Raw genomic sequence first — 11,088 nt, forward strand, 5'->3', positions numbered from 1 at the left:
GCGCGGGTGCAGGGCCGGGGCGACTGCCGGCCCTGCTCGGGCAGGCTTTAGCCTGAACGAAATGGCCCTTGACCTGGCCCTGCCCGGGCTGCCTTCAGGCAGAACGAAATGGTCTTTGACCTGGCCCTGCCCGGGCTGCCTTCAGCCTGGACGAAATGGCTTTTGACCTGGCCCTGCCCGGCCTGCCTTCAGGCAAAACGAAATGGCCTTTGACCTTAAGACATTGACCTTAAAACGCCGCCTGCGTAAGGCAAAAGCCCCGCCTGCGTAAGGCCGCTGCCCCACCTGCTTACTTCTTCTCTGTCCGCGACATATTATCCAGCCAGCCCATAACAAAGGCCGACAGCACAAACGTCAGGTGGATAATCACGTACCACATCAGCTTATCGTTCGACACATTGCGCGCTTCCATGAAAACACGCAGCAGGTGAATCGACGAAATGGCGACGATCGAGGCGGCCACCTTGTTTTTCAGCGAGCCGGAGTCCATTTTTCCCAGCCAGCTCAGCTTTTCCTTGTGTTCGTCGATATCGAGCTTGGAAACGAAGTTTTCGTAACCGGAAAGCATCACCATCACCAACAAACCGCCGACCAGCGTCATGTCCACCAGCGAGAGCAACAACAGAATCAAATCGTTCTCTGCAATGCTGAGGATATTGGGCAGGATGTGAAAAATTTCCTGAAAAAACTTAACGGTCAGCGCCAGCAGACCAAGAGAAAGACCAAAGTAAACCGGCGCCAGCAGCCAGCGCGAAGAGTACATCAGGTTTTCAATAAAGCGTTCCATAATTTCCAGTCGGTGAGTAAACAGGTTGCGCAGTATACCGCATGAAATGTGAAGTTAATTCAGGGAATCGTCATGTCGTTGTGCAGGGTTATCCCTTGCCATCGGCGTGGAACATTACCGTGAGCCAACCGCGCTAGCAGTGTGCTGCGCGGCTGTTTTATCCATAAGCTATCGTTATAGCGGTTTAGCGTAAAAAAATAACGCAAGTGCTGAAAAGTCGATCTTCCCGCGTACCGCTTACGCTGTAGCCAGATTCACCGCTGCGCTTGTTGCGCCTGCTGTCGTGAATCCAGAGTTATCTCCCTGGTGATTTGTGTGGTTACGCGTAAACTTTTTTTTCACAGGAGAAAAACATGTTCAAAATTATTCGATCGTTGTTTACCAGCCCGGAAAAATTACTGCAGGTGATCAATCGCAGCGAGATTGAAGATTCACTGGCTGAAGGGGAACGTATTTTTATCGATGAAGATGGCAAAGCCACGGTAAACCTGCAAAACGAGGCGGTGCAGGCCGACTTTATGAAACATGTCAACGCACTGAAGAGAGCCTGATGAGTACAGCAATTTTTATGGTGTTAATGGTGTGCGGCTACTGGTACACCAGCCGCGATTTGTCGTCACGCTTTAAAATTAAGCGTTCATTCGGCTGGGACGTTTACTTTTTGGTCGCGCTCTACGGCTGCATTTTTGTGGTTCAGGGTCTGATTGCTACCGGTTTAATCTGGCTGATGCTGTTAGTCGTTTCGGTGGTACGTAACAGCTTTCCGCATTCGCAGGACGTTTACTATCACTACCAGATGGAGTTCATGAACTGGAGCTTCCTGGGCATGCAGGCACCGGTGCTGATCACGCTGATTTTTACCGTGCTGCTCTGTCTGTATCGCTCAAACTGGTCAGGTAGCGCACGTCTCGATTCCAGCGGGCGGCAGAGGCTCTATAAACAGCTTTCGCACACCAACGGCGTCGAAGGTTTACTTTATCAATGTATGGAAGAGGGCGAACTGGCGTGGGTGACGCTGACTTCACGGCGTATTTATATCGGCATGATTCACACCGCAACCTTCGACAGCGGTAATCCCAATACCAATAACATCGTGCTGATTCCGTTTCTTAGCGGCTATCGCGATAAACAAACGCTGAATCTGGTGGTGGAGCACAACTACAGCGCCTGGTATGACGAACATCATATCTCGCTGACCTCGAAGCCGACCTCAGCGATGGCGTTTCGTAAAGTGATTATGCTTGATCAAATCGAAAGTCTGTCGCTGTTTGATCCTGCCAGCGCACTGGCCCTGAAGATAAAACCCCACTAAGCGGTGGCACCTGCGCGCCAGACGCTGCTGAGATTAAAGCGCTGCCACAGGTTACTGTCCTCAGGCCCGATGATGCTGTCGCAGCAGAAGCTGTCTGCCAGATCCAGGGCCTCAGGGGGTATTTCCCGCTGGGTACGCAACGAATAGAAAATATTGACCTTAGGGCGCAACAGGGATGTGTTGCCCACCTCAGTGACCAGCGCAACGCGCCCTGACGCCAGGCGCACCAGCGATCCCACCGGATAAATCCCCAGCGACTTCACAAACATATGAAAGATGGCGCGGTCAAAATGACCGCTCCAGCTGGCCATACGGTGCATCGCCTCAGCCGGATTCCAGCCCTCTTTATAAGGCCGCATCGACGTGATCGCGTCATACACATCGCATACCGCGGTCATCCGCGACAGCTCACTGATGGCCTTTCCTGCCAGCCGGTGAGGATAACCGCTGCCGTCAAATTTCTCGTGATGGTGCAGCGCAATATCGATAATATCAGCGTCCGCCTCGGCCTCCATCAGCATCTGCGCGCCCATTATCGGATGCTGCTGCATGATGATGAACTCCTCATCGGTCAGCTTGCCGGGTTTGTTGAGAATCGCCAACGGCACCGACGCTTTGCCGATGTCATGCAGCAGCCCGCCCATGCCCGCGCGCAGCGTTTGCTCATCGTCGTAGCCCATCTTTTGCGCCAGCGACACCATCAGCGCGCACACCGCCATAGAGTGCAGCCAGGTATAATCATCGTGGTTTTTCAGGCGCGCCACGCTGAGCAACGCCGAAGGATGGCGCTTCACCGATCCGGCAATGTCGTCTACCAATGCGGATGCGCTGGTGAGATCCAGCGAGGTGCCAAGGCGCGCCTCGTTAAACATCGCCATGATTTGCCCTTTCCCCTGCTGGAAAATCTGGCGAGCGCGCTCCACTTCACTGTCAAATCCGCCTGGCGTTATTGCAGGCACGCCTGGCGTCTCGCTGTTAGCGGATGCATGAGGCACGCTTTTGGCAAGATCGATCCAGACTTTCTCAATGCCGCTCTCTTTGATCGCCGCGATCTGGCGCGGATCGGTCAGCAGCACCTGGTTGCGCACGCGCGAATCGTGCACCCAAAATACTTCAAGCTTATGGAGAAACATCCCGGGTAACAGTTCGCTGACGGGGATCAGCTTAATCACGATAGTGTTCCTGAATAGCCTTTAATACCGGATCTATCGGCAGATCGACGAAATTACTTCATTGCAATTGGGTAAAAAAAGCGTCGATCGGCTGGCTTGTTATGCGCCGCCGCATCCCTGACATAGACCATCGTTACGCCCTTTATCTCGATCCCCGGCACAATTCCCTGTAATAACTTAGCGTTACCGTTGAATCTGTGGCGCACCGCAACTTCACTTGTGGTGGATGCCAAAATGCCCCTATTTTCCCGCCCTGCTTTTCACCATTCGCCCAATGACCGTTAAGGCGCGCCTTCCTATATTTGCTTTTCAGCTGAAATTTCGCTGTCTCTCTCTCCCGCTCAGAAGGAATGACCCCATGCTGAAAGCCCCGCTGGCTGAGAAAACGAGTTACGTGCGCATCTGGATCCTGATGCTGATTCTGCTGCTGTCGGTGGTGGCTTACGCCGATCGCTCTATCCTGTCGATTTCCGGTTCGGCGATTAAACAGGAGTTCGGCCTGTCGCCCATCCAGCTCGGCCTGATCCTTTCGGCGTTCAGCTGGGCCTATGTGATCGGCCAGATCCCCGGCGGCCTGTTTCTGGATCGCTTTGGCACCAAACGCGTGTATGGCATTACGCTGGCGCTGTGGTCGCTGGCTACCATTGCCATGGGTTTTGTCGGTGAATTTGCGCAGGGGCTAACCGGCGCGCTGGCGCTGATGTTCGCCCTGCGTTTCCTGCTCGGCCTGATTGAGGCGCCGAGTTTTCCCGCCAACGCACGCGTGACCATCATGTGGTTTCCTAAAGCGGAGCGTGGCCGCGCATCGTCGCTGTTTTCATCGTCGCAATATTTCGCCGTGGCGATTTTCTCACCGCTTTCCGGCTGGCTGGTGTCACGCTTTGGCTGGGAGTGGCCGTTCTTTGTGCTCGGCGGCATCGGCGTGATGACGGTATTTATCTGGATGTGGTTTATGAAAGAGCCGCGCCAGCATCCCGGCGTATCGCCCGCTGAGCTGCGCCATATCGTTGACGGCGGCGCGCTGGTGGAGATCGACAGTCATGCGGCGCGCACCGCGCCTTCACGTCTGAGCAAAGCGACGGTGAAAAAGCTGCTCAACAATCGCATGCTGTGGTGCGCCTACATCGGCCAGTACTGCATCATCGCGTTGAGCTATTTTTTCATTACCTGGTTTCCGATCTATCTGGTGCAGTCGCGCGGCATGAATATTCTTGATGCCGGTTTTGCCACCATCGCGCCCGCGCTGTTTGGTTTTCTCGGCGGTATCTCCGGCGGTTATATTTCCGACCGGCTGATTACTCAGGGGTGGAGCATCTCGTGGGCGCGCAAAACGCCCTATATTGTTGGCATGCTGATGGCATCAACGCTGGTGATTGCGGCGGTGGTGAGCAGCAACGTCTGGATCATCGCCATTATGTCGTTCGCCTTCTTCGGTAAAGGCGTGGCAGCGGGCGCGGGCACTTGGGCGGTGATCAGCGATACCGCGCCGAAAGAGGCGGTTGGCCTGGCGGGCGCTATCTTCAACGGCATCGGCAATATCGCCGGGATTTTAACCCCGCTGCTGTTTGGCGTCATTGTGGCGCTGACCGGCAGCTACGGCATCGGCCTGCTGTTTGTGGCCGCACACTGCATCGTTGCCGCGCTGCTGTTCCTGTTTGTGATGGGGCCGATTCATCGCGTGGGCGATGCGCAGGACGATGCCGCCGCACCGCGCTACGCCGATGATAAACCGCAGGTTACCGGCCATGCCTGAGGATTCTGCCCGCACACATTGCGTGCGGGCGACCTTTGCAGTCGCGGCAAAACCTGCTTGACTATAGGGCTGTCCGTCAATGCTGTACGGGAGCCTGCAATGCCGTTAGTTCGTGTTACCGCCCTGTCTGAACTTGCCGCCGCCGACTGGGATCGGTTGCTGCCCGATGATAATCCTTTTTTAAGCCACGCCTTTCTCAGCACGCTGGAAGAGAGCGGCAGCGTTAGCGCCGCCACCGGCTGGCAGCCCGATCATCTGCTCTGGCAGCAGGATGGCCAGCTGCTGGCGGCGCTGCCCGGCTACCGCAAAAGCCACTCCCGCGGCGAATATGTTTTCGATCAAGGATGGGCAGATGCCTGTCGCCGCGCCAATCTGCCCTATTATCCCAAATGGCTGGGCGCGATTCCGTTTACGCCAGTCGGCGGCGCGCGCGTGCTGGGCGATGCCGCTGCCAGCGCCGCGCTGTTGAGCGCCCTGCCGGAATATCTGCTTCAGCATCAGTTAAGCAGCGCCCATATCAACTTTACCGATGCGGCCAGCAACGATCTGCTCGCCTCGCAGCCAGAGTGGCTGCTGCGCCTCGGCTGCCAGTATCGCTGGCACAATCCCGGCTACCGCGACTTTCAGGATTTCCTCGACACGCTGATGTCGCGCAAGCGTAAACAGCTGCGCAAAGAGCGTGAGCAGGTGGCGGCGGCGGATATGGCGTTTGTCTGGTATCGCGGCGATGAGCTCACGGAAAGTCAGTGGGATTTTGTCTATCACTGCTACGTCAACACCTATGCGGTACGCGGCCAGTATCCCTATTTAAGCCGTGAATTTTTCAGCCTGCTGGCGGAGCGAATGCCGCAAAAGATTCAGGTGGTAATCGCCGAACGGCAGACGCAGCCGGTGGCGATGGCGTTCAGCCTGGTCAGCGGCAGTACGCTGTATGGCCGCTACTGGGGCTGTCTGGCGGAGTTTGATCGCCTGCATTTTGAGACCTGCTTTTATCAGGGCATGGAGTTTGCCATTACGCATGGCCTGCGCGAATTTGATGCCGGTGCCCAGGGCGAGCACAAGCTGATCCGCGGCTTTGCGCCGCAGATCACCTCATCGTGGCACTATCTGCTGCATCCCGGTCTGCGCGATGCGGTGGGCGACTTTCTGGAAGAGGAGCGCGCCGCGGTGCTGCAGTGGGCGGACGATGCCCTTGGCGCGCTGCCCTACCGTCGTGGCGAGGCGTAGCTTATTCCTCCGCGACGAAGCCACCGGTCTGATGCTGCCACAGGCGGGCGTACAATCCCTGCTGTGCCAACAGCTGCTGGTGGCTGCCCATCTCCACAATCTGGCCGTGCTCCATCACAATCAGCCGATCCATTTTGGCGATGGTGGAGAGCCGGTGCGCAATGGCAATCACCGTCTTGCCCTGCATCAGCGTTTCCAGGCTCTCCTGAATGGCCGCTTCCACTTCAGAATCCAGCGCCGAGGTCGCCTCATCCATGATCAGTATCGGCGCGTCTTTCAGCAGTACACGCGCGATGGCGATACGCTGGCGCTGACCGCCAGAAAGCTTAACGCCGCGCTCGCCGACGTGCGCATCCAGCCCGATGCGGCCCTGCGCATCGGAGAGCAGTGGAATAAATTCGTCGGCCCGGGCGCGCTGAATCGCCAGCGCCAGTTCCTGTTCGCTGGCATCCGGGCGGCCATACAGCAGGTTTTCGCGAATCGAACGGTGCAACAGCGAAGTGTCCTGGGTAATCATGCCGATCTGCGCGCGTAAGCTCTCCTGACTGACCTGCGCGATATTTTGATCGTCAATCAGAATGCGGCCGCTGTTGATGTCATAGAGCCGCAACAGCAGGTTAACCAGCGTCGATTTGCCGGCGCCGGACGGGCCGATCAGGCCAATTTTTTCACCGGGTTTGATATCCAGATTGAGGTTGTTGATCACCTGACGGCTGCCGCCGTAGTCGAACTGCACCGCATCAAAACGAATGTTTCCGCGCGTCACCTGCAGGCTTTTCGCCTGCGGCACATCCTGCACGCTCAGCGGCTGGGCGATGGTTTTCAGGCCATCCTGCACCATGCCGATGTTTTCGAAGATGCCGTTGACCACCCACATGATCCAGCCGGACATGTTGACGATACGGATCACCAAACCGGTCGCCAGCGCTATGGCTCCCACGCTGATCAGCGACTGGCTCCACAGCCAGAGCGCCAGGCCGCTGGTGGCCACAATCAACAGGCCGTTGAGAATCGACAGCGTAACGTCCATGCTGCTGACCATTCGGCTGGCAATTTGCGTCTTCTCAGTCTGCTCGGTGATCGCTTCGCGGGCATATTGCCGCTCCAGATCGCTGTGGGCGAACAGCTTGATGGTGGCGATATTGGTGTAGCCATCAACGATGGTGCCCATCAGCTTTGAACGCGCCTCTGAAGAGACCACTGAACGCGCCTTCACGCGCGGCACAAAGTAACGCAGCGCGCTGCTGTATCCGATAATCCACAGCACCAGCGGAATCATCAGCCGCCAGTCCGCCTGCGCAAACAGCACCAGCGAGGTCACGGCGTAGATCACCACGTGCCAGATGGCATCCACCAGCTGGACCGCAGAGTCACGCAGGGCGTTGCCGGTTTGCATGATGCGCTGGGCGATGCGGCCGGAAAAGTCACTCTGGAAAAAGTTAAGGCTCTGGCGCAGTACGTAATTGTGATGCTGCCAGCGGATCATGCTGGTCATACTCGGGTTAATGCTCTGGTGCACCAGCAGATCGTGCAGACCCATCACCACTGGCCGTAAAATCAGCGCCACAATGGCCATCCAGAGCAAAATCGGCCAGTTCTCGCTGAACAGCGTGGCCGGTGAGGCGTGATTAACCAGATCGATAATCCGGCTGAGATAGCTGAACAGTGCCACCTCGATCAGTGAGGAAGCCAGCCCCACCGCCAGCAGCGCCACAAAGCTGGGCCAGACCTGGCGCAGATAAAACCAGTAAAAGGCACCCACCCGATCGGGTGGCGCACCGGTGGGCGCATCCTGGAAAATATTGATGAATCTCTCGAAACGGCGATACAACATAGCGGGTCCATATTCAGTCCATTCGAAGCCTTTAGCGTAGTGCAAAATCATTACCGCTTCCGTTATTCCCCCCGGAGATGCCGGTTTACCTGTGGCAAATTTGGTTGCAATATAATCGTTTAGCCCGCAACACGGAGAGAGGCGATGGACATTACGATCAGGGGCCGGGAAATCAGCGATGCCGCGGCCTGTCAGCGCATCCACAGTTATCCTGAGGTTTATCAGTGGACGCTTCAGCTGCCATTTCCTACCCTCGATAGCTGGCGTAAAAAGTTCGAGCGTCAGGCAAACGACGGCGCGCCCGGCTTCGTGGCGGAAATGGATGGCCAGGTGGTGGGTGAAATTAGCCTGTTCATTAACAGCAATGTGCGCATTCGGCAAACGATCGGGTTTGGCCTGGTGGTCGATCCCAACTACGGCGGGCGCGGCGTCGGCCAACAGCTGGTCGCAGCAGCGATCGATTACGCCTTTAACTGGTTTGGCGCCACGCGGCTTGAACTGGAAGCCTTCACCGATAACCAGCGCGCCATTCGGCTCTATGAACGCATGGGTTTTGAACAGGAAGGTGTACGCCGCCGTGCTGCGCTGCGGGAAGGCCAGTACCGTGACGTTACCATCATGGCCAGACTGGCGTAATCAGTAAAAAAGGTATGCATATGCGAAAAGGCTTAGTGATATTTCTGCACGGCGTCGGCAGCAACGGCGACGATTTGGCTGGACTGGGCGAGCACTGGGCGCCGCTCTTGCAGGGCGTGAGCTTTGCTGCCCCTGATGCTCCCTTCCATTTTGAACACGGCGCGGGCTTTCAGTGGTTTAGTCTGCAGGCGATTACCGAACAGAACCGTCCAGGACGTGTGCTGGCGGCACGGGAGGCGTTCGATCAACAGCTGCGTGCTCTTTTGCAGGCGCACAGCGTGACCGAAGATCGGGTCATTCTGGTGGGATTCTCGCAGGGTTCGATCATGGCGCTGGATGCGCTGGCGTCAGGCCGCTGGCAGTTTGCTGGCGTAGTGGCGTTTTCGGGTCGGCTCGCCACATCAGCGCTGTCGCCCTGCACCCACACGCCCGCGCTGATCGTGCACGGTCAGGATGACGACGTAATTCCGTGGATGGAGAGCGAAGCGGCGGCGCTGCGTTTGAAAGGCGCTGGCGTACACGTGGAAACGCAGTTTGAGCCCGCTACCGGCCATACTATTTCCGGCCAGGGTGCGCGCCGCGCCGCCACCTTTATCGCGCAGTGCCTGCTCGATTAATCTTCCGGCCAGGCACGGCGTAACGCCTGAAAAGCGCGTTGCGCCGCTGCCTCTGCCGACAGCTGTTTTAGATGGTCATTAAAGACTTCAATGCCCACCGGACCGGCATAGCCTGCGCTTTTCAGGTAGTCAACAAACTCGGCTATCGGCAGATAGCCCTCGCCCGGCAACTGACGCCGATGGCGTGCAGTATCAAACAGCCGATCCATCTCCTGCGGCGATACCGGCTCGGCGACATCGCACAGCTGTACTTCATAGATGCGGTGCATCGGAATGCCCGCCAAATCGCTGACGCTGCCGCCGCGCGCGCAGATGTGAAACAGATCGACTACCAGACCGACGTTGGGCAGATCGAGCCGCTGTAAACGTTGCCAGGCCTGCGGCAGCGTATAGTCGATCTGGCTCCAGGCCATCGGCTCATACATCAGCCGCAGGTTGTGACGCGCCGCTTCGGCAGAGAGCCAGCGCAGGTCATCATCGATATTCTCCGCCACGCACTGTTTATCTGTCGACGCGGGCGCCTGCACCGTGTCACAGCCCAGTTGTTTTGCCAGCTGGAAGAACATCCGCGCCTCTTCACGTTTCGCCTCACGCTGCGCGGTGGGTACGCCGGTGGCATCGCGCAGCACTTGCAGATTGGTAAAACCGAGGCCGATTTCGCCTGCCAGCTGCGCCAGCGCAGCGGTATTCTGCCCGGCATCCTCCCGCCAGATTTCCACCTGCTCAAAACCGGCGGCGCTGGCCGCACGTAGCTTTTGCGCCGCATCGCCCGACAGCAGCACCAGATTTAAAAATGTTGGATTACGCATCGTCTCCTCGCTAACTCACCGGTTAATAACAGTGAGTTTAGGAAGTCTCTGCGATTAAGCCGCTGGTTTTGGTAAGAAAATGCGTAAAGCTGAGTCTCAGCTCAGCAGCGTCATCAGCGTGAATCCGGCAAAGGTCATCAGCAGTGAACCCACTACGTGCACCAGCACGCTGCCCATCGCCCAGAGATATTTGCCCGATTGCAGCATCATAAGAATCTCTGCCGAGAAGGTCGAAAAGGTGGTTAACCCGCCGCACAGGCCGGTGACGATCAGCAGTTTCCACAGTGGATCGATTTGCGGATTTTTCACAAACCACGCCATCGCCGCGCCAATAATAAAGCCGCCCGCCAGGTTAACGATCAGCGTTCCCGGCGGCAGATTAGGAAACAGCGCGTTAAAGCGCAGCGAGATTAACCAGCGCAGCGTACAGCCCACGGCACCGCCCAGCATCACGGCCAGCATCGATTTCAACACAATCCAGTTCCAGCAAAACAAAGGAGGGATAGTGTTGCCTTGCAGGCGGCCAGAGGTCAAGGTCAACCGCGGTTTCGGGGTGCCCGGAAGCGGGCGGCTTTTGTCTGGCAGATGGGTGGGCTTTGCCTTGCAGGCAGCGTTAAGGTCAAGGTCTTTAAGGTCAACGACCATTTCGCTCTGCCCTTCGGGCAGGCTTTTAAGGTCAACGTCTTTAAGGTCAACGGCCATTTCGTTCTGCCCTTCGGGCAGGCTTTTAAGGTCAACGTCTTAAGGTCAACGGCCATTTCGTTCTGCCCTTCGGGCAGGCTTTTAAGGTCAACGTCTTAAGGTCAACGGCCATTTCGTTCTGCCTGAAGGCAGCCCGAGCAGGGGCGGCATGCGCCCCGCCCCTGCACCCCGGCTATCCGGCAAACACAACCGCCCGCCACAGGCGGGTACCCTCGTCGGTTCACATTTCTTCACGGACC

11 protein-coding genes are annotated in these 11,088 nt (G+C 57.2%); 6 read left to right on the forward strand and 5 right to left on the reverse strand.

The window, feature by feature from the left end; all coding sequences use genetic code 11:
- Positions 1-289 precede the first annotated feature (289 nt).
- Positions 290-787: a TIGR00645 family protein gene (locus ACJY2L_RS20625; protein ID WP_439214352.1), complete on the reverse strand. Its 498-nt coding sequence runs from the start codon at positions 785-787 to the stop codon at positions 290-292.
- A gap of 353 nt (positions 788-1,140) precedes the next feature.
- Between ACJY2L_RS20625 and ACJY2L_RS20630 the strand changes: the two genes are divergently transcribed.
- Positions 1,141-1,338, forward strand: a complete 198-nt coding sequence (locus tag ACJY2L_RS20630; RefSeq protein ID WP_067426889.1) for a hypothetical protein — start codon at positions 1,141-1,143, stop codon at positions 1,336-1,338.
- Positions 1,338-2,099 carry a hypothetical protein gene (locus tag ACJY2L_RS20635; RefSeq protein WP_439214353.1) on the forward strand — a complete coding sequence of 254 codons (762 nt, stop codon included), beginning with the start codon at positions 1,338-1,340 and terminating at the stop codon, positions 2,097-2,099. The genes ACJY2L_RS20630 and ACJY2L_RS20635 overlap by 1 nt, the downstream gene beginning before the upstream one ends.
- Here the strand turns inward: ACJY2L_RS20635 and ACJY2L_RS20640 are convergent.
- Entirely contained in the window at positions 2,096-3,271 is a 1,176-nt protein-coding gene (locus ACJY2L_RS20640) for an HD-GYP domain-containing protein (protein WP_439214354.1), read from the reverse strand. The genes ACJY2L_RS20635 and ACJY2L_RS20640 overlap by 4 nt on opposite strands.
- Positions 3,272-3,629: 358 nt before the next feature.
- On the opposite strand from ACJY2L_RS20640, the gene ACJY2L_RS20645 reads away from it, so the two are divergent.
- Both ACJY2L_RS20645 and ACJY2L_RS20650 read left to right on the forward strand, forming a co-directional pair.
- On the forward strand, positions 3,630-5,024 hold the full coding sequence (locus ACJY2L_RS20645; RefSeq protein WP_067426878.1) for an MFS transporter: 1,395 nt from the start codon (positions 3,630-3,632) through the stop codon (positions 5,022-5,024).
- A gap of 99 nt (positions 5,025-5,123) precedes the next feature.
- A complete protein-coding gene (locus tag ACJY2L_RS20650; protein WP_067426875.1) occupies positions 5,124-6,251 on the forward strand; it encodes a GNAT family N-acetyltransferase in 1,128 nt (375 codons plus the stop codon).
- 1 nt (position 6,252) lies between these two features.
- Here the strand turns inward: ACJY2L_RS20650 and ACJY2L_RS20655 are convergent, their stop codons facing one another.
- Positions 6,253-8,085 (reverse strand): ABC transporter ATP-binding protein, encoded by a 1,833-nt coding sequence (locus tag ACJY2L_RS20655; RefSeq protein ID WP_439214376.1) that lies wholly within the window; start codon positions 8,083-8,085, stop codon positions 6,253-6,255.
- A gap of 144 nt (positions 8,086-8,229) precedes the next feature.
- Here ACJY2L_RS20655 and ACJY2L_RS20660 point away from each other — a divergent pair, with 144 nt between their 5' ends.
- Positions 8,230-8,721: a GNAT family N-acetyltransferase gene (locus tag ACJY2L_RS20660; RefSeq protein WP_439214355.1), complete on the forward strand. Its 492-nt coding sequence runs from the start codon at positions 8,230-8,232 to the stop codon at positions 8,719-8,721.
- Positions 8,722-8,741: 20 nt separating this feature from the next.
- Positions 8,742-9,338, forward strand: coding sequence for an alpha/beta hydrolase (locus tag ACJY2L_RS20665; RefSeq protein ID WP_439214356.1), 597 nt, complete (start codon positions 8,742-8,744; stop codon positions 9,336-9,338).
- Here ACJY2L_RS20665 and ACJY2L_RS20670 read toward each other — a convergent pair.
- Both ACJY2L_RS20670 and crcB read right to left on the reverse strand, forming a co-directional pair.
- Positions 9,335-10,147, reverse strand: coding sequence for a sugar phosphate isomerase/epimerase family protein (locus ACJY2L_RS20670; RefSeq protein ID WP_439214357.1), 813 nt, complete (start codon positions 10,145-10,147; stop codon positions 9,335-9,337). The two genes, ACJY2L_RS20665 and ACJY2L_RS20670, sit on opposite strands and share 4 nt — an antisense overlap.
- Before the next feature lie 96 nt (positions 10,148-10,243).
- Entirely contained in the window at positions 10,244-10,621 is a 378-nt protein-coding gene (gene crcB / locus ACJY2L_RS20675) for a fluoride efflux transporter CrcB (protein ID WP_439214377.1), read from the reverse strand.
- Positions 10,622-11,088 lie beyond the last annotated feature (467 nt).

Source organism: Duffyella sp. Ts4 (genome assembly GCF_051851875.1).
Taxonomy (GTDB): domain Bacteria; phylum Pseudomonadota; class Gammaproteobacteria; order Enterobacterales; family Enterobacteriaceae; genus Duffyella; species Duffyella gerundensis.

What these genes read in the sequence shown, in the direction of transcription:
- ACJY2L_RS20625 (WP_439214352.1), bottom strand. Translation starts at nt 787, where the DNA reads ATGGAACGCTTTATTGAAAACCTGATGTACTCTTCGCGCTGGCTGCTG.
- ACJY2L_RS20630 (WP_067426889.1), top strand. Translation starts at nt 1,141, where the DNA reads ATGTTCAAAATTATTCGATCGTTGTTTACCAGCCCGGAAAAATTACTG.
- ACJY2L_RS20635 (WP_439214353.1), top strand. Translation starts at nt 1,338, where the DNA reads ATGAGTACAGCAATTTTTATGGTGTTAATGGTGTGCGGCTACTGGTAC.
- ACJY2L_RS20645 (WP_067426878.1), top strand. Translation starts at nt 3,630, where the DNA reads ATGCTGAAAGCCCCGCTGGCTGAGAAAACGAGTTACGTGCGCATCTGG.
- ACJY2L_RS20650 (WP_067426875.1), top strand. Translation starts at nt 5,124, where the DNA reads ATGCCGTTAGTTCGTGTTACCGCCCTGTCTGAACTTGCCGCCGCCGAC.
- ACJY2L_RS20655 (WP_439214376.1), bottom strand. Translation starts at nt 8,085, where the DNA reads ATGTTGTATCGCCGTTTCGAGAGATTCATCAATATTTTCCAGGATGCG.
- ACJY2L_RS20660 (WP_439214355.1), top strand. Translation starts at nt 8,230, where the DNA reads ATGGACATTACGATCAGGGGCCGGGAAATCAGCGATGCCGCGGCCTGT.
- ACJY2L_RS20665 (WP_439214356.1), top strand. Translation starts at nt 8,742, where the DNA reads ATGCGAAAAGGCTTAGTGATATTTCTGCACGGCGTCGGCAGCAACGGC.
- ACJY2L_RS20670 (WP_439214357.1), bottom strand. Translation starts at nt 10,147, where the DNA reads ATGCGTAATCCAACATTTTTAAATCTGGTGCTGCTGTCGGGCGATGCG.